Origin of the sequence: Lentzea alba (genome assembly GCF_011067745.1) — a bacterium.
In the GTDB taxonomy this organism is placed as follows: domain Bacteria; phylum Actinomycetota; class Actinomycetes; order Mycobacteriales; family Pseudonocardiaceae; genus Lentzea; species Lentzea alba.
Genome location: NZ_JAAMPJ010000001.1, coordinates 940,861 through 957,988 on the forward strand (window position 1 = coordinate 940,861; position 17,128 = coordinate 957,988).

Below are 17,128 nucleotides of genomic sequence, written 5' to 3' on the forward strand. Positions count from 1 at the left end.
CATCACTCAGGAGTGTTAAACGAGGGCTTTCCCCTTTCTCCTCTGTTGCAAGCGCGGCCTCACTCGGCCGTGCGGGGGCAGAAGGGGATCGATCTTGAGGAAGTACTTCAGAGGCGGTGTCGCCGCCTTGACGGGGGCGTTGATCGCGACGAGCGTCGTGCTGACGCCGGCGGCCGGCGCGGCGCCGAAGCAGGACCCGGACACGGCCAAGCTGGCGGGCGCGCTGGCCACCCAGAAGATCACCTGGGAAGAGTGCACGTTCCCCGGCGTCGCCGAGGAGACCGTCAAGAAGTTCAAGACCGTCAAGGGTCTGGCCTGCGCGACCATCCAGGTCCCGCGCGACTGGCACAACCCCGCCGACGGCAACACGATCGGCATCCGGGTCTCCAAGACCGAGACCGCGTTCAAGGGCACCAGCCGTCAGGGCATCGCGCTGGTCAACCCCGGTGGCCCCGGCGGCTCCGGCCTGCCGTGGGGCGCTGCGATGGCCCTGCGCACGCCGGTCCTCGCGAGCCAGTACGACTTCATCGGCTTCGACCCGCGCGGTGTCGGCCTCTCCACGCCGCTCACCTGCAGCTACACCGTCCCGAACAGCACCGACGTCAACGTGCTGAACAAGGCGAAGGTCGACGGCTGCCTCGAGAACCCGCTGACCAAGTTCATCACCACCGAGCAGACCACCTACGACATGGACTTCATCCGTGTCCTGCTCGGCGAGAAGAAGACCTCGTACATCGGTTACTCCTACGGCACCTGGCTCGGCACGTGGTACGGCGCCACGTTCCCGTCCAAGGTTCACCGCATGCTGCTCGACTCGGCCGTCGACGCCTCGCAGTCGACGCTGGAGAACACCTGGGACCTGCAGCCGCGCACCCGCGACCGCCAGTTCCAGGAGGCGCTGCTGCCGTTCATGGCGCGTGACAACGCCCGCTACGGGCAGGGCACCGACCCGATGGAGATCCGCCGCGACTGGGAGAAGGCCGGCGGCACCCGCGAGTTCGTCGGGCAGCTGTTCGTCGCGTGGTTCGTGATCCCGGCCATGTACGACACCTCGCAGTACCACGCCGCCGCCTCCGCGGTCGCCTCGGTGATCGACGCGTCGAAGGAGCCGGCCACCGGCACCGACTCCGAGAAGGTCGAGCAGATCGTCTCGAAGATGCTCGCGACGCCGGACCTCACCGCGGAGAACAAGGCGTTCATCGCCAAGGGCAAGCAGAACGCGCTCGCCGCGATCGCCAAGAAGGAGCGCGTCGCGGTGAAGGCCACGACCGCCGCCGCCGAGGTCGAGACCTGGGACGCCACGTTCGAGGCGATCCGCTGCCAGGACGGTCAGTGGAACCAGAACCTGCACTACTGGAACTACTGGCTGGCCGACCTGACCGTGAACGCGCCGTTCATCGCGCCGTTCATGAGCACGCCGCTGTGCGCGTACTGGCCGACCAAGAACTCGATGCCGAAGCCGGACAAGAAGACGTTCCCGCGTCTGCTGGTCGCGCAGTCCGAGCTCGACGCCGCCACCGCGTACGAGGGTGGCCTGGCCACGGCCAAGGCGCTGCCGAACGCCAAGCTGATCAGTGTTGACAACGAGGGCTCGCACGGCCTGTTCCCGTACAACACGGACTGCGTCGACGACCCGATCGTCTTCTACTTCCAGACCGGTGCGACCCCGCGCAAGCAGTTCACCGGCTGCCAGGGACTCCCGCTGCCGCACGAGGACAAGACCTTCGAGGTCGGCGGCAAGCTCACCAACGGCAAGATCAAGATCAAGATGATCACGCCGGCGGTCAAGGAGGCCAACAAGATCGTGAAGGACCTGCTCAGCGGTTCCTCCACGGCGGCGGCCGACGAGTCGGGCATGCCGGCCAACCTGTAACACCCCTTCAAAGCTGTAGCACCCATTTAAAGCTGCGGCCCCCGGCGCGATCCGCCGGGGGCCGTTTCCAATTTGCGGCGCCGAGCAGCCGAGTTGAAGTGCACGCGGGGCCCTCCCGTACTGACACACCGCACGAAAGCGCCCCGCGTGCGCTTCAGCTGGCGAGTTGTGCACATGTCGATCAACAGCTGGTTGCGCTCGGTGTCCGCGTGAGGTAGCGGTCACCGGGTCCGGCAAGCCTCACGACCGGCTGCGCCACTTATGCCTTCAGCGCTGCCACCACTTCTTCTTGGCCACGTCGGTGATCACGCAGGTGATGTTGTCCGGGCCGCCGTTGCCGTTCGCCAGCGCGATCAGCTGCCAGGCCGCCTCGGTTCCGTCCTCTGTGGACAGCAGGATCTCGTGGACGTCGTCCAGGTCCGCGTAGTCCGTGAGGCCGTCGCTGCAGAGCAGGTAGCGGTCTTCGATTTTGGCTTGGTGCCACGAAAGGTCCGGATCGTGCGAGCTGCCGGACTGCAGCGCGCGCAGCACGTACGCGCGGCGCGGGTGGTTCGCGGCCTCCTCCGGCGTCATCCGGCCGGCGTCGACGAGGGCCTGGACCATGGTGTGGTCGTGGGAGATCTGGCGGAGTTCGCCTTCCCTGAGCACGTACGCGCGGGAGTCGCCGATGTGCGCGAGCTGGAAGGCGAGGCCCTCCCAGCGCATCGCGGTGAGCGTGGTGCCGGTGCCCTGCGGGGTCTCGGCGTCGAGTCTGCGCGCGATCTCGGTCACCGCGGGACCGAGGTCGCCCTGCCAGCCGGCGAGCACATCCACCGCGATGGCGCTGGCCAGCTCGCCGTGCTCGTGACCACCCATGCCGTCGGCCACGGCCTGCAGGTCCGGGCGGACGTAGACCGAGTCCTCGTTGTGCTCGCGGACGAGCCCAGGATCGGTCGCCACGGCGATGCGCAGCTCGTGTGTCATGCCTCCAGTAGATCAGTTGTGAAGTCACTTCACAAGCAATACTGTTGTGCACATGGATGAGACGGTCAACGCCGGCGACATAGCGCGCCTCGCTGATGTGGGGCGAGCGGCCGTGTCGAACTGGCGGCGGCGGTTCGAGGACTTCCCCGCACCGATCGGGGGGACGGCTTCCAGTCCGTTGTATCTGTTGCGAGACGTCGAGGCATGGCTGCGGCGCAACGGCAAGCCGTTCCGGGTCTCCCCCGCCGAACGTCTGTGGACCCAGCTGCGCACCGTCGACGATCTGCGACTCGGCGAGGCGCTGGCGGCGGTCGAGGCCGACGCGGACACGTTCGAGTTCCTGCACGAGCGTTATCTCGAAGCGCACTCACGGCTGTTGAACCCCACCCCGCCCGAGGTCATCGATGTCGTGCTGGCCACGACCGACGGCGACACGGTGATCGACCCGGCGTGCGGCACCGGTTCCCTTCTGAAAGCTTCTTCCGGCCGGCACAAGATCGGCCAGGAGCTGGATCCGGTCTCGGCCGTCATCGCGCGGCGGCGGCTGCCCGCGGCGCAAATCATCACGGGCGACTCCTTGCGGCGCAACGGCATCGTGCACCAAGCCGACGCGGTGATCTGCGATCCGCCGTGGCACGACCGCACTTGGGGCCACGAGGAACTGGTCGGCGACGCGCGCTGGACCTACGGCCTCCCGCCGCGCGGCGAACCGGAGCTGGCCTGGGTGCAGCACTGCCTTTCTCTGGCGAAACCCGGCGGGTTGGTCGCCGTGCTGTTGCCGTCGGCCGCGGCTTCCCGGCGGCCGGGCAAGCGGATTCGCGGCAACCTGTTGCGCGCCGGAGCTTTGCGCGGGGTGATGACCGTGCAGCCCGGCCGCGACCTGTGGCTGCTGCGAAACCCGATCGGCCGCGCGCCCGAACACATCGCCCTGCTGGAACGCCCTGGCCCGATCGAGCCGAACACGCGCGTCATCGACCTGCTCGACGACGACGTCGACCTCAGTCCGGGCCGACACAGCGGCACCGACGTTTCCGCCTACCTCGCCGCGCAACCGACGTTCGCCCTGCCCTCGCTGCCCGACCTGCGCGAACAGCAGGGCGTGCCGATGACCACGATCGGCGAACTGGTGCGCGCGGGCACGGGCACGCACGTCGTCACCTCCCCGACCGGCGCGACCTACGAGATCAACCCGCGCAAGGTGGACCCGGACTTCCTCGAGGGCATGCTGCGCGCGGCGTTCGCCCGCACCCCAACTGGCTCGACCCGCCTCGACGTCCGCCGGACGCAGGTGCCGTCGCTGCCGATCGACGAGCAACGCCGGTACGGACAAGCGTTCGCGCAGCTCAAAGCCCTGGAAGCGGGCCTGGAAGACGCCGCCGCGCTGGTCCGTTTGGGCTACACTGGGCTCCTGAGCGGACAGATCAGGCCGACGTGAGCCGACCAGATTCACCCGATCGGGATGTCCTGAAACGCTGTTACCAATCCCTCGCTAACGAGGAAGCGCGGGGCCGGCGAACAGGCAAGGGCGGCCGGACAGCAGGCACGGGCGGCCGGGCAGCGGCGGTTAGGCTTCGCGGGTGCTGATCGCCGACCGCTACGAGATCGACGACCTGCCGTTGGGGCGGGGCGGCATGGGTGCCGTGCACAAGGGCCGTGACCTGCGCCTGGACCGGCGGATCGCGGTCAAGCTGCTGCGACTGCCGGGCAGCGACGAGGAGGTGCAGCACCGCTTCGCGCGCGAAGCGAGGATCGTCGCCAAGCTCGAACACCCCGGCGTCCCGGTCCTGTACGACTTCGGCACCTTCGACCAGCGCCTGTTCCAGGTCATGCAGTTCGTGGACGGCGTGACGGTCGCGGACCTGGTCGGCGAGTTCGGCCCACTGCCCGAGGCCTGGGCGGCCAACATCGCCGCACAAACCGCCGCCGTGCTCGCCGCGGCGCACGAACACGGCATCTGCCACCGCGATCTCAAGCCCACCAACCTGATGCTCGGCCCGGACGGCGCCGTGAAGGTGCTGGACTTCGGCCTCGCCCTGCTCAGGGAGAGCGACGTCGCGCCGTTCAGCCGCGCCGGCCAGATCCTCGGCACGCCCTCGTACATGGCGCCCGAGCAGATCCAGCGCGGAATCGCCGAGCCCCGCAGCGACCTGTACGCGCTGGGGTGCGTGCTGCACGAAATGCTGACCGGCGAGCAACTCTTCACGGGGCCGACGGCCTACGCGGTGTTCGACAAGCACGTCCGGGAGGCGCCGCGGCGGGTGGCCGGCGCGCTCAACCCGGTGGTGCAGCGGTTGCTGGCCAAGGATCCCGGCGATCGGCCCGCGGCGGCGGTGGAGGTTTTCGGGGATTTGCAAGGGTTTGCGCAGAACCCACCGCCGTTGCCGGGGTTCGTGCGGGACGGGTCGGCTGCCGCGATGTACGCGAGCGTGCAGTTGACCCGGCGGCTCAGCCCTGGCTGAGGAGACTGGCGCGGCGCCAACCGACGCGAGGGATGGGCTTGCGCCGCAACTCGGGGCGAGGCATGGGATGCGGCGACAATCGAGGCCAGGGACGGGGTTGCGCTCAAGGCCGAGGCTGCGGCTGAAGCTGGGGTTGCCGCTCAGGGCCCAGCAAAGTCGTTTCTGCTGGTGGGCGTGTGCAAGTACTACCAACTCTTGATCAAATCGCCGCTAACTGCACCCAACATTTTCGACAGTTACCGAACATGGCTGCGCCGGACGCAGCATGGCGACGGGGTCGACAAGGCCAGTTGGTAGTAGCAAAGTGCTTGTTGATGTTGGGTTGGCGGTACTTGCAGACGCCATTGGCAGCCGGGCTCGAACCGAGGCTCAGGCCGGGATTCGGTTCACCTCGTGATCGCCGGTCGCCCACAAGTGCTGCACCGCATAAGCCCGCCAAGGCCGCCACATCTCCGACCGCTTGACCAACGCGGCAGGCGTGGTGGGCAGCCCCAAAGCCTCCGCCGCCAAGCGGATCCCGAGATCGGTCGGCAGGAACGCGTCCGGGTCCCCCAGGGCGCGCATCAGAATCGATTCGACCGTCCACGGACCGAACCCCGGCAACGTTGTCAGCCAGGCACGCGCGGCAGCACGATCAGCCGAAGGCGACAGGTCCAAACCGGACTGAAGCGCGGCCAGCAAAGCCGCCATCGTGCGCCGCCGCGACTCGGGCATCGCGAGCGAAGAAGGATCGAACTCCAAAGGGAACAGGAACAGATCGCCTACCGGAGTGCCGTAACGCGACACGAGACGGGCGGCGTGGGTGCGGGCGGCTTTCGTCGAGACCTGTTGGCCCAGCACGGCTCGTACGGCGAACTCCGCGCCGTCCACCGTGCGTGGGACGCGGCGGCCGGGTGCGGACGAGACCAGCGGGGCCAGCAGCGGATCACGTGACAGCGCAGCATCGACCTCGAATGGATCGACGTCCAGGTCGAGCAGGAAGCGGCAAAGGTCTAGAGCACTAGCCAAATCGCGAGGATCGCTGAGCTCCACAGTGCACGCGACGTAAGAGTCGAAAAGCCGCAAAGACGCGATCCCACAACCGAAAGGGAGTCGCAAAGTGCGCCGGTAGACGCCTTCCCGCCACTCCTCCACGCCGGGAACCGCTGTGGCGATGAGGTGGCCGAACAGGTTGTCGGGACAAAGAGGTGCTTGAAAGGGCAACCTTTCCGAGAACTTGTGCAGCCGCATGAGGACAAGCATGACGCCGTTCCAACCGAGACGCTGGCGGGAAAAGGACATCACTCTGGACGGGGCCAACCGGGTGACCTGCTTCGCGGCGCGAAAATCCGTGGCTAGTCTGGCTCCTGCGCCGTTGCAGCAGTACTCGTTCAGCAGGGAAGGGCGGCGTCGCGTGCGATGAGAGCGGCCTGGACGCGGTTGTCGCACCTCAGTTTCGTCAGCAGTCGGCTGACGTGGGCCTTGATCGCCCCTTCCGAGAGGTACATGAGCCTTGCAATGCGTGCGTTCGCCATGCCCTGCGCCAGGTACACCAGCACTTCCTGCTCCCGCCGAGTGAGCAGGCTGATGCGGCTGCGCGCGGCGTCGCGGCGTTCCGAGTCGGCGCCGGTGAAGTGGTCCACCAGGGCGCGGGTCGCGGACGGGGACAGCACTGCCTCGCCGGCGGCCACCACGCGGACGGCGTTCACCAGCGCGTCGGGTTCGCCGTTCTTGAACAGGAATCCCGCAGCGCCTGCACGCAACGCCGGGAACAGCATCTCCTCGGTCTGCGGTGTGCACAGCATGATCACCTGCGTGCCCGGGACGTGCCTGCGCACCAGGCGCACCGCGGCGAGGCCCTCCATGCCGGGCATCGCGGCGTCCATCAGCAGCACCTGCGGGCGGTGGCGCCGCGCGAGCTCGACCGCGCCGTTGCCGTCGTCCGCCTCGCCGATCACCACGACGTTGCCGGAACGTTCCAGCACGCCGCGGACGCCGGTGCGGATCAGCACCTCGTCGTCAGCGATGCCAACGGTGATCGTGCGCGGCTTGTCCACCAGCTGCAAACCCCACGAGGTGCTCGTCGTCAACGTCATGCGGACTCCCTGTCAGACCGGACCAGCCACCAGTTTGTTCCCGAACGAGGATCTCGGGAAGGCAGGCATAACGAGCACAGCGCGAACCGTCTCGCGCAGAGACACGTGTAACGGGTTGCACGCGGCAGGTCACCAGCGCCGACCTGCGCGTTCGCCGGACCGAGACGGGTACGACCCGGCGTTACGGCTGGAGAAGAGGGACTCATGAACAGCACCGGACGTTGCGCCTTGTGCGACGGCACGCTGCCTCCCGCCACCTCCGAGCAGCGCAGGTCCTACTGCTCCAACGCATGCCGCCAACGGGCGTATCGGCGCCGTGTCACCGTTGCCGCACCAACGGCCGTTACCAGGCAGAACTTGCGAGTGCTCGCGAACCTGCCCGCAGCGCGCGACACGTTCATCGGCCGTCAGCAAGAGCTGTCGAAACTCGACCAGCTGATGCGCAGGCACCGTCTCGTTACGCTCCTGGGCAGTGCGGGTGCGGGTAAGACGCGGCTCGCGCTGGAGGCCGCCGGACGGTTGCGACGCGGGCGAACGGACCGGGTTCTCCTCGTCGAACTCGGCGAGGTCACCAGCCCTCAGGACGTCCTGCCCGCCGTCGCACACGCGCTCGGTGTCGTCGCACAGTCCGATGAACCGTTACGCGACACAGTCCTGGAAACGCTCGTGAACATGAAAGTGGTCGTAGTCCTCGACAACTGCGAACACCTTCTCGACACGTGTGCCGAACTCGCGGACATGCTGCTGAACCGCTGCCCCGGCGTGCGGGTGCTGGCGACGTCACGCGAGGCCCTGTGGATCACGGGTGAGGTCAGCTTTCACGTCGAGGGCTTGCCGGTCCCATCGACGGATCGGGACCTCGTCACGACGGCGGCGCCGCGCTCCGAGGCCGTGAAGCTGTTCGTGGACCGGGCTCGCGAACGCAAGCCCGACTTCCGCTTGACGCCGGAGAACACCGCCGCGGTCGCGCTGTTGTGCGCACGGCTGGAAGGCATGCCGCTCGCGATCGAACTGGCGGCGCGGTGGGTGCAGTTGTTGCCGGTCATCGAGATCTGCGACCGGATGGACGAGCCGCTCGAACTGCTGACGCTGGGCTGCCGAAAGTCGCCCGCCCGCCAACGTTCCTTGCGCGAGGCGATCGACTGGAGCTACCAGCTGCTCGCACCGGACGAGCAGTTCGCGTTGCGGCGCCTGTCGGTGTTCGACGGCGGCTTCGACCTGGCCGCGGCCACGGAGGTCTGCTCGTCGGAACGGTCCGCCGAACCGGTGCTGGACGTGTTGTCCCGGCTGCAGGCCAAGTCGCTGGTGACGGCGATCCCCGGCACCACGCGCTTTCGGCAGCTGGAGTCGGTTCGGCTGCACGCCAGGGAGAAGCTGCTGGCGGCCGGCGAACTGGACATCGCCTACGAAGCCTTGGCCCGCTGGTTCACCGACCTGTCGGACGTGCTGATCACCTCGCCGCTGTCGGTGCCCGCGGAGGTGCAGGACAAGATCGACAACCACGTGGACAGCCTCCTCGGCACGGTCGAGTGGGCGGCTGATCGTGCGGACGAACGGTTGCTGCTGCTGACCTCGGCCCTGGCCGACTGCGCCGCCCGGCGCGGACGGCTCGGCCAAGCGCGGGTGCTGCTGCGGGACGCGCTGCGACGACCGTCCACTCGGGACGATTATCGGTGCGTCGCGCTCAGCCACGCGGCCCGCTTCGCCGCTGAGCAAGGAGATCACGACGAGGCGATCGAACTGTCCGCTGAAGCGTCACGGCTGGTGCGCGCGCTCGAGCAACCGTCGCTGGTGATGAGCTGCCGCAGCACGTTGGCGGCCGTGCAACAGTCGTCGGGTGAGTGGGAGGCGTCCGACGAGAGCAACACCGAGTGTCTGAGGGTCGCGGAGTTGTTGGGCGAACCCCTCGCGCGTGCGAGGTGCCTGGTGGATTTGGCACGCACGGCGTTATCACTGGGCAAGCACGAACGCGCCGAGAAGGCCGTCATGAAGGCGTTGCCGATCTCGCGCACGTCGGGCGTCCCCGCGCGCATTGCCTCTGCGTTGAACACACGGGGCGTCGTGGCGTTGGTGCAGGGCGACCTGGACGAGTCGACGCACGCCTTCCAGGAAGCACTGCGGATGGACGGCATCAACCCGTTGACCGCACCTGACGCGCTCGAAGGTTTGGCCGTGGTGGCGTTGATGCGCGGACAGGCCGAGCGCGCACTACGGCTAGAAGCGACCGGACGGGCGTTGCGACGGTCTGTCGGTGTGGTGCCAGACCCTTTCTGGGCGGAGAAGGTCAGCGGGGCCATGCGCACCGCACGGCTGATGCTCTCTGTTGCGCGCGCGGAGGCTGCCGCAACGCCGTTGACCACTGCTGAAACCGAGGCGTTCATCCAGGACGAGGTGTGGCTGGACCGCACGGAGGCGGCACACGACTCGTTGGACGACCACGAGCGCCGGGTGATCGCGCTGCTCGCCACGGGCCTCACGAACCAGCAGATCGCGAACCGGCTCAACGTGTCCGTGCGGACCGTGGCCTCCCGGCTGCAGCGGTTGCGGGACAAGCTGGGGCTGCAGAGCCGGGAGGACATCGCTGCCTGGGGCGCGGAACGAGCTATCGGCTGAGCGCGTAAACGTTTACCCACAGTTGACAGATCTCCCTGGCTGCCACCCGAGCGTTGGACGCCTGGTGCGCCACCAGCTTCGCCAAGTCGCTGTCGACGGCCGCGCTGGGAATCGCGAGCACGGTCATCCCGGCCGCGTGCGCACTTCGAATGCCCGCCGCGGAACCCTCGACCGCAAGGCAGTGCACGGGATCCAGGCCGAGCTTGCGCGCGGCGAGCAGGTGCCGATTGCCGATTGTCAGGTCGTCGCCGGTCACGATCGCCTGCACGTGCCGCGTGAGCCCGGACGCCGACGCCGCAGCCCGTACATAGCGACGAGGCGAGGCCGACACCAGCGCGACGGGACCGAGCTCGGCCGCGAGGGCAACGAGTTCCGCCGCACCCGGCAGCAACCCGAACACACCGCGCGCGATCGCGTCGACCATCCCGTCGACGCACTCCGACGCCGAGCGCTCGGGCCAACGGCCCTGCTGAGCGGCGACGGTGCGCATCACCTGCTGCCAGGTCGCGGCGCTGTCGACGAGGGTGTCGTCGAGGTCGAAGACAGTCGCAAGAAGCGTCACGACGATCGACGTTGGCGCACGGGAGGCGGCGACGCTCGACGGACTAGTCGGATTGACCCGATGGTGCGAACTTGCCGGCCTTCACCGAGAGCAGGAACGCGGACCACGAGCGGGGCGCGACGGCAAGGTGGGTGATGGGCGCCTTGCTGTCACGGAGGCCGACTCCACGGCCGACCTCGACGCAGTTCTGGGCGTTCGCGCTGTAGCTGCTTTTGCGCCACATGACGGGCGCCTCCTCAGGTCGCGAGCTTGGTGATCCTCTCTCGTGATTGTTCCGCATCCAACGCAACGCCTTCGAGAGACGCCAGTACTTCGCTGTGCGCCTTGACGGCGGCTGCTCTCTCGACGATCAGGGTGGAACTCTCGGTGTCCAGGAAGACCGTGGGTTCGTACCTGTCGAACTTCATCAGGTCGAAAGCACCACCGAAACCTGCGTGAGCACCAGCATCAGTGGGGACGATCCGCACCTCGATGTACGGCCGCACCAGCATCATCAGCGCGTGGTGCAGTTGTTCCTTGAGCACGTCAGACCCGCCGACCGGGAGCACGAGGACTTGCTCGTGGATGTAAAACGTCGACTTGATCCGCTGCCTGAAGATCTCCTGCATCGCCTGTCTCGCAGCGACCCTTTGCTCGACCTCGTCGCGCGGCGCATTCGCGCTCGCGAGGATGACGGCTCGCGTGTAGTCCGGCACTTGGAGCAGGCCGGGGAACACAAGCGGGCACCAGCTGATGAACTCCTTGGCCTTCTTCAAGTGCTCGAACCAGGTGCGGGGCAGGATCGGCTGGTGGTCGCCGTGCTGCTGCCACCAATCCTTCATGTCGGTCTCGCGATAAATCTTGAGCAGGTGATCGCGCTCTTCCGGTGGTGTGCGGCAGAAGCCGAGCAAGATCGCCAGGTCGACCTCTGAGCAGCCACCTTTGCCGTTCGAGAGGTCGGACAACTTGCCTGGGTCCCAGTCGATCTTCTCGCTGATTTCGCGCGCGGTCATGCCCGTGGCGTTCAGTGCGGCTCGTACCGCATCACCGAACTCACGCCCGCGCGCCGTGGAGAAACGCTTTGGCATGGAACGAAGTTAGGGCCGACCGTCCTCTTTGTGCAGTCACCGCGCCAAAACTCAACCCGAAGGGCTGTCGTCTCGGAACCCCTCCAATGGTTAACCAAGTAGACCGAAACTGGACAACCTGCGTCTTGGAACCGTTTTCGGACTGCTCCGTTCGAGTGACGGCAGAGGTCTAGACCTTGACCTTCGAGTGGTCTAAACCACATCGTTCCCCCAACCCCTGCGACTGAGGAGACCGATGTCCAAGTTCCGATGGCATCTAGCTGCTCTCATCGCGGCCGTGTCCGCGATGGTCCTCGGTATCGTCGTCGTCCCCGCTGCTAGCGGTGCCGGTGGCGTGTCCGCCACGTTCTCCAAAGGTTCGGACTGGGGAACGGGCTTCGAGGGCAAGTACACGATCACGAACAACAGCACGACGGCCCTGACGTCGTGGACTGTGGAGTTCACCCTGCCGGCCAACCACCGCGTGACGTCGCTGTGGGACGGTTCGTACACCACGAGCGGTCAGACCGTCACGGTCAAGAACACCTGGAACGGCAGCATCGGTGTCGGCGGGTCGGCGAGCTTCGGCTTCAACGGCGCGTACACCGGCACGTTCGGTGCGCCTACCAACTGCAAGCTCAACGGTGGGTCGTGTGAGGCCGGCGGGACGAACCCGACGACCACCACCACGACGTCTACCACTACTACGACCACCACCACGACGACCACGACCACGACTGGCCCGCCGCCGCCTCCCGGCAAGATCAACCTGGGCTACTTCGCGGAGTGGGGCGTCTACCCGGCGCGCAACTACCAGGTGAAGAACATCGACACCTCGGGTTCCGCCGGCAAGCTCACGCACATCAACTACGCGTTCGGCAACGTCACCGGCGGCAAGTGCACCATCGGTGAGGCCTTCCCGGCCATCGAGAAGGCCATGACGGCGGCGGAGAGCGTCGACGGTGTCGCTGACACGTGGGACGCGCCGGTGCGCGGCAACTTCAACCAGCTGCTCAAGCTGAAGAAGAAGTACCCGCACATCAAGGTGCTGTACTCGTTCGGTGGCTGGACCTGGTCCGGTGGCTTCGGCGAGGCGGCGCGCAACCCGAAGGCGTTCGCGGACTCCTGCTACGCGCTGCTCGAGGACCCGCGTTGGGCGAACCTGTTCGACGGCATCGACATCGACTGGGAGTACCCGAACGCCTGTGGTCTGTCGTGCGACACGAGCGGTGCGGCGGCGTACGCGAACCTGATGCGGGAGCTGCGCAACCGCTTCGGTTCGAACTACCTCGTCACCTCGGCGATCACGGCCGACGGCTCGGCCGGTGGCAAGATCGACGCCGCTGACTACGGCCCCGCGGCGCAGTACATCGACTGGTACAACGTCATGACCTACGACTACTTCGGTGCGTGGGCGGCGCAGGGTCCGACGGCTCCGCACTCCCCGCTGACGTCGTACACCGGCATCCCGCAGGCCGGCTTCAACTCCGAGGCCGCGATCTCCAAGCTGCGTTCGAAGGGCGTTCCGGCGTCCAAGCTCCTGCTCGGCATCGGCTTCTACGGCCGCGGCTGGCAGGGCGTGACGCAGGCGGCGCCCGGTGGCACGGCGACCGGTCCGGCTCCGGGTACGCACGAGCAGGGCATTGAGGACTACAAGGTTCTGAAGACCAAGTGCCCCGCAACGGGCACGGTCGCCGGCACTGCCTACGCGTTCTGCAACGGCCAGTGGTGGAGCTACGACACCCCGCAGACCATCGCCGGCAAGATCTCCTGGGCACGCAGCCAGGGCCTCGGCGGTGCGTTCTTCTGGGAGCTCACCGGTGACACCGCGAACGGTGAACTGATCACAGCGATGAGGAACGCGCTCGGCTAGTTCCTCACAACGCCGGGAGGGGAGCTGGGTCGACCCAGCTCCCCTTTTGTTCGCCCGAAATCAGCAGAAGACCTCGGTGAGGAGCTTGTTGAAGGCGTCACCGGGGTTGCCGGGGGTCGGCGAGCTGGTGGCGCTGAGCTCGAACCGCTTCTTGGTGTCCGGCGTGGTCAGCAGCTGCGACGAGTAACCGGGGATGCCGCCGCCGTGGCCCCACACCTTGGTGCCGCACGGCAGGGTCTCGACCGACAGGCCGAGGCCGTAGTCCGGGCTGACCGCGGTGGTCTTGCTGATCTCCTGCTGCTGCGCGGGCTTGAGCAGTTTGCCCGCGGCCAGCGCCGTGACGAACGTGTCCAGGTCGCGGGTCGTCGAGATCATCTCACCGGCGGCCCAGGCGACCGACGGGTTGAGCCGGGTGATGTCGGACGGCTGGCCGTTCACCACCCAGTAGCCGTGCGCGTGCGGGCCCTTGATGTTGGGGTTGTCGCCGGGCACCTCGGTGTCGTTGAGGCGCAACGGCTTCAGGATCCGCTGCTCGACGGCCTTCTCGTACGGCTTGCCGGTCAGCTTCTCCACCAGCAGGCCCGCTACGACGTAGTTGGTGTTGGAGTAGCTCCACTTGGTGCCGGGGTCGAAGTCCAGCGGCTTGCTCGTGGACAGCGCGAGGAGCTCCTGCGGTGACCAGTGCTTGTACCGGATCTTCTCGAACTCGTCCGGGCTCAGCGGCAACGCGTCGGTGTAGTTGTAGAGGCCGCTGGTGTGCTGCAGGACCTGGCGGACGGTGATGCGGCCGTCGATCAGGCCGGGCAGGTAGCGGACGACCGGTGCGTCCAGGTCGACCTTGCCCTCGCCCGCGAGCTGCAGCAACACCGTCGACACGAACGTCTTGGTGATGCTGCCGATGCGGAATCTGCCGTCGAGCGGCACCGGCTGGTTGCTGTTCAGTTCTGCCTTGCCGGAACGGGCGGTGAAACGCTGCCGCCCGTCCGTCACTCGGGCCTGCACGCCGAGCGCTCCCCCGCTTTGCGTGATCTGGTCCAGAGCCTGCTGGACTACCTTGCGGTCGACGCTCGAGTCGACGGCCGGCGTGTCGGCCGTCGCGACGCCCGCGGTGGTCAGCGCCAGCAGGCTGGCTGCGGTGACTGTGGCTACCAATCGAATCCCCATGCCTCACACCTTGTCGCGGCGCGGGGTTCGCCGCATCCTCCTTGAGGCTTACTGATGCCCTAGGGGTTGCCCTTGGGCCGTTCAGCAGAAGATCTCTTCGAGCAGCCCGAAGTAGCCCGGTGAGGGATCACCGGTGCCCAGGCCCGCGGTGGCGGACATCTCCACTCGACGCTGGAGGTCCGGTGTGTAGAACGCGTAGCTGCCGAACCCGGGAACGGCGCCGGTGTGGCCGATGATCGTGGTGCCGCACGGGGCTTTCTGGATGAACAGGCCGAGGCCGTATTCGGGGCTGACCGGCGTGGTCTTCATCAGTTCGGTCTGCTGCGCGGGTTTGAGAAGTTTGCCGCTGAGCAGCGCCGCGTAGAAGGTGTCGAGGTCCTTGGTCGTCGTGATGATGTCGCCGACGGCCCAGAAGACCGACGGGTTCCAGCGGGTGGTGTCGGTCGGTTCGCCGTTCACCAGGCCGTACGAGTGGGCGTGCGGGCCGTGGATGTTCGGGTTGTCGCCGGGCGGCGTGGTGTCGTTGAGGTGCAACGGCTTCAGGATCCGCTGCTGGACCGTGCGCTCGTAGGACTGCTTGGTGATCTTCTCGATCAGCTGGCCGAGGATGACGAACCCGGTGTTGTTGTACTCCCACTTCGTGCCGGGTTCGAACTGCAGCGGCCTGCTCGTCGAGATCGCGATGAGCTCCGCGGGCGTCCACTGTTTGAACCGGATCGGCTCGAACTCCTGCGGCTGGAACCCGATGGCGTTCGTGTAGTTGTACAGGCCGCTGGTGTGCTGCAGCAGCTGGCGTACGGTGATCCGGGCGTCGACCAGGCCCGGCAGGTAGCGGACGACCGGTGCGTCCAGCTCGACCTTCCCCTCGCCGGCGAGCTGGAGCACGACCGTCGCGGTGAAGGTCTTGGTGATGCTGCCCGCGCGGAACCGGCCGCTGCGCGGAACCGGGCGGGTGCTTCCCAGTTCGGCGGTGCCGGACCGGGCGGTGAAGCTGTCGCGGCCTTCGGTGACGCGGATCTGCGCGCCCTGGGCCGCCGTGCTGGTGATCTGGTCGAGGGCCTGCTGGACGATCTTGCGGTCGATCTGCTGGTCGTCGGCGACTGCAGTGCCGGTGAACAGCAGGCTGAATGCGGCAACAGTTGCCAGTAAGCGTGTCCCCATGGCATCCAACATGCCGTCAATAGGGCTTGCGCGCCGCTTTCATGGCCGAAACGAGCATGGAACGCACTTTCGGCCAATGCACCTCCTCCTGGCAGGAGAACGCCGGGAGGAAGCCGCCGCACGCGCCCGACGAAGCGCCGATCTCCCACACGAAGCTCGGCACGCCCAGGTCGTCGTACACCCAGTCATCCGTTGCGCCGGAAGCGTTGTAGAGCAGCTCACCGGGCTGCCCGGCGCGGAAACCCGACAGCGCGGCCATGTCCTGAGCCATCTTGCGCAGCGCGGCGTCGTTGCCGGTCTTCTGGGTGCTCCAGCCCCACGGGAAGAGCACGTAGTTCCCGTAGCTGTGCATGGAGATCACGGCGCCGGTGGTGTCCGCGGTGGCCGCGGCGGTGTCGCCGGGCGCGCGGGTGTCGCGGTAGAGCTTGCGCCACAACGACTCCAGGGCCTGGGTTTCGACCTCGGAGTCGGCGCGCGGGCCGCGGTAGGTGTCGCTGCACTTGTTGGTGGACGAGCCGACCTCGCCCCAGTGCGAGCCTGCGTTGCGGTTGAGGTCGACGCCGCGCGGGCCGGAGCCGCAGGTGCCGTTGGCGTTCTTGCGGTGCAGGACCGGGGAGTCGCCGCCGGACTCGACGATCTCGACGCCGTCGGGATTGGCGATCGGGACCACCCACACCTCGACGTCGCCGAGCAGGGCGGTGAGGTCCGAGCCGACCAGGTCGTCGACGAACCGCCACGCCATGTCGCCGGTGGTGATTTCGCGGGCGTGGAGCTGGCCCATCACAAACAGGCGCGGCTTCGGCGCGGTGGGCGTCAATGCACAGTCACCTGGGCTTTTCCGGGTGATGCAGATGGCTTTCAGGTCGTATCCGCCGCTGCCCTGAGTCTTGCGCCAGGAGTCGCCGTAGTCGACGACAGTCGCGAGATCGGGGTGGGCTCGGGCGACTTCGTCGAGATGGGCGAGATGGGCGGTAATAGTGCGATATCCGCCGTAGTAAGTCGTGTCCGCGAGCGAGCGCGGCGCCCATTGAGACGGAGGCATCACTGTCTCAATTGACGACCCGAAACCGTCGGAACGGAGCTCGTCGGCGGTGCGCGAATCGCCCATCACGAACAGGTCTGCGCCGTCGCGCTGCTCCAGGACGTCGTAGCCGAGGCCGAGCAGCCGTTGCGCGGAATCACCCATTGGTGCGGCCACACGCAGCACATACGTCGCTTGTGGGCCCTCCGCCGGCGCTGGTGAGGGGCTGAGCAGAAGAGCCAGGCAGGCGAGCAGGGCGACGGCGGTCCGCATGATCAACGATGATCGACCGTTCGGCGCAGTCCCGCCAGTCCGTTC

At 67.3% G+C, this 17,128-nt stretch carries 14 protein-coding genes; 5 read left to right on the top strand and 9 right to left on the bottom strand.

The window, feature by feature from the left end; all coding sequences use genetic code 11:
- The first annotated feature begins 94 nt into the window (after window positions 1-94).
- Window positions 95-1,873: an alpha/beta hydrolase gene (locus G7043_RS04425; protein ID WP_166044097.1), complete on the top strand. Its 1,779-nt coding sequence runs from the start codon at window positions 95-97 to the stop codon at window positions 1,871-1,873.
- Between the two features lie 267 nt (window positions 1,874-2,140).
- Here the strand turns inward: G7043_RS04425 and G7043_RS04430 are convergent, their stop codons facing one another.
- On the bottom strand, window positions 2,141-2,836 hold the full coding sequence (locus G7043_RS04430) for a PP2C family protein-serine/threonine phosphatase (protein ID WP_166044099.1): 696 nt from the start codon (window positions 2,834-2,836) through the stop codon (window positions 2,141-2,143).
- A 52-nt stretch (window positions 2,837-2,888) separates the two neighbouring features.
- Here G7043_RS04430 and G7043_RS04435 point away from each other — a divergent pair, with 52 nt between their 5' ends.
- Both G7043_RS04435 and G7043_RS04440 read left to right on the top strand, forming a co-directional pair.
- Window positions 2,889-4,271 carry an N-6 DNA methylase gene (locus G7043_RS04435; RefSeq protein WP_166044101.1) on the top strand — a complete coding sequence of 461 codons (1,383 nt, stop codon included), beginning with the start codon at window positions 2,889-2,891 and terminating at the stop codon, window positions 4,269-4,271.
- Between the two features lie 142 nt (window positions 4,272-4,413).
- Window positions 4,414-5,295, top strand: a complete 882-nt coding sequence (locus G7043_RS04440; RefSeq protein ID WP_166044103.1) for a serine/threonine-protein kinase — start codon at window positions 4,414-4,416, stop codon at window positions 5,293-5,295.
- A gap of 369 nt (window positions 5,296-5,664) precedes the next feature.
- Here the strand turns inward: G7043_RS04440 and G7043_RS04445 are convergent, their stop codons facing one another.
- Both G7043_RS04445 and G7043_RS04450 read right to left on the bottom strand, forming a co-directional pair.
- Complete coding sequence (locus tag G7043_RS04445; RefSeq protein WP_166044933.1) at window positions 5,665-6,576, bottom strand: DNA-3-methyladenine glycosylase family protein; 912 nt, start codon at window positions 6,574-6,576, stop codon at window positions 5,665-5,667.
- Between the two features lie 89 nt (window positions 6,577-6,665).
- Window positions 6,666-7,370 (bottom strand): response regulator, encoded by a 705-nt coding sequence (locus G7043_RS04450; protein WP_166044105.1) that lies wholly within the window; start codon window positions 7,368-7,370, stop codon window positions 6,666-6,668.
- 204 nt (window positions 7,371-7,574) lie between these two features.
- Here G7043_RS04450 and G7043_RS04455 point away from each other — a divergent pair, with 204 nt between their 5' ends.
- Window positions 7,575-9,983: an ATP-binding protein gene (locus G7043_RS04455; RefSeq protein WP_166044108.1), complete on the top strand. Its 2,409-nt coding sequence runs from the start codon at window positions 7,575-7,577 to the stop codon at window positions 9,981-9,983.
- Here the strand turns inward: G7043_RS04455 and G7043_RS04460 are convergent.
- From G7043_RS04460 to G7043_RS04470, 3 genes are read right to left on the bottom strand one after another with little or no spacing between them, the layout of a single operon-like run.
- A complete protein-coding gene (locus G7043_RS04460; protein WP_166044110.1) occupies window positions 9,973-10,545 on the bottom strand; it encodes an HAD family hydrolase in 573 nt (190 codons plus the stop codon). The two genes, G7043_RS04455 and G7043_RS04460, sit on opposite strands and share 11 nt — an antisense overlap.
- A 43-nt stretch (window positions 10,546-10,588) precedes the next feature.
- Window positions 10,589-10,768, bottom strand: coding sequence for a DUF397 domain-containing protein (locus tag G7043_RS04465; protein WP_166044112.1), 180 nt, complete (start codon window positions 10,766-10,768; stop codon window positions 10,589-10,591).
- A gap of 13 nt (window positions 10,769-10,781) precedes the next feature.
- Entirely contained in the window at window positions 10,782-11,612 is an 831-nt protein-coding gene (locus tag G7043_RS04470; protein ID WP_166044114.1) for a helix-turn-helix domain-containing protein, read from the bottom strand.
- 235 nt (window positions 11,613-11,847) lie between these two features.
- Here G7043_RS04470 and G7043_RS04475 point away from each other — a divergent pair, with 235 nt between their 5' ends.
- Window positions 11,848-13,464: a glycosyl hydrolase family 18 protein gene (locus tag G7043_RS04475; protein ID WP_166044116.1), complete on the top strand. Its 1,617-nt coding sequence runs from the start codon at window positions 11,848-11,850 to the stop codon at window positions 13,462-13,464.
- Between the two features lie 60 nt (window positions 13,465-13,524).
- Here G7043_RS04475 and G7043_RS04480 read toward each other — a convergent pair whose 3' ends face one another.
- The 3 genes from G7043_RS04480 to G7043_RS04490 all read right to left on the bottom strand — a co-directional run bounded on the left by G7043_RS04480 (window position 13,525) and on the right by G7043_RS04490 (window position 17,083).
- Window positions 13,525-14,628: a serine hydrolase domain-containing protein gene (locus tag G7043_RS04480; RefSeq protein ID WP_166044118.1), complete on the bottom strand. Its 1,104-nt coding sequence runs from the start codon at window positions 14,626-14,628 to the stop codon at window positions 13,525-13,527.
- 81 nt (window positions 14,629-14,709) lie between these two features.
- Window positions 14,710-15,789, bottom strand: a complete 1,080-nt coding sequence (locus G7043_RS04485; protein WP_242641835.1) for a serine hydrolase domain-containing protein — start codon at window positions 15,787-15,789, stop codon at window positions 14,710-14,712.
- A gap of 16 nt (window positions 15,790-15,805) precedes the next feature.
- Entirely contained in the window at window positions 15,806-17,083 is a 1,278-nt protein-coding gene (locus G7043_RS04490; RefSeq protein WP_166044122.1) for a M14 family zinc carboxypeptidase, read from the bottom strand.
- Window positions 17,084-17,128: the final 45 nt, after the last annotated feature.

Excerpts from the sequence above, each read along its gene's own strand:
- G7043_RS04490 (WP_166044122.1), bottom strand. The coding sequence starts at position 17,083 with ATGCGGACCGCCGTCGCCCTGCTCGCCTGCCTGGCTCTTCTGCTCAGC.
- G7043_RS04455 (WP_166044108.1), top strand. The coding sequence starts at position 7,575 with ATGAACAGCACCGGACGTTGCGCCTTGTGCGACGGCACGCTGCCTCCC.
- G7043_RS04470 (WP_166044114.1), bottom strand. The coding sequence starts at position 11,612 with ATGCCAAAGCGTTTCTCCACGGCGCGCGGGCGTGAGTTCGGTGATGCG.
- G7043_RS04430 (WP_166044099.1), bottom strand. The coding sequence starts at position 2,836 with ATGACACACGAGCTGCGCATCGCCGTGGCGACCGATCCTGGGCTCGTC.
- G7043_RS04445 (WP_166044933.1), bottom strand. The coding sequence starts at position 6,576 with ATGTCCTTTTCCCGCCAGCGTCTCGGTTGGAACGGCGTCATGCTTGTC.
- G7043_RS04450 (WP_166044105.1), bottom strand. The coding sequence starts at position 7,370 with ATGACGTTGACGACGAGCACCTCGTGGGGTTTGCAGCTGGTGGACAAG.
- G7043_RS04435 (WP_166044101.1), top strand. The coding sequence starts at position 2,889 with ATGGATGAGACGGTCAACGCCGGCGACATAGCGCGCCTCGCTGATGTG.
- G7043_RS04475 (WP_166044116.1), top strand. The coding sequence starts at position 11,848 with ATGTCCAAGTTCCGATGGCATCTAGCTGCTCTCATCGCGGCCGTGTCC.
- G7043_RS04465 (WP_166044112.1), bottom strand. The coding sequence starts at position 10,768 with ATGTGGCGCAAAAGCAGCTACAGCGCGAACGCCCAGAACTGCGTCGAG.
- G7043_RS04480 (WP_166044118.1), bottom strand. The coding sequence starts at position 14,628 with ATGGGGATTCGATTGGTAGCCACAGTCACCGCAGCCAGCCTGCTGGCG.
- G7043_RS04485 (WP_242641835.1), bottom strand. The coding sequence starts at position 15,789 with ATGGGGACACGCTTACTGGCAACTGTTGCCGCATTCAGCCTGCTGTTC.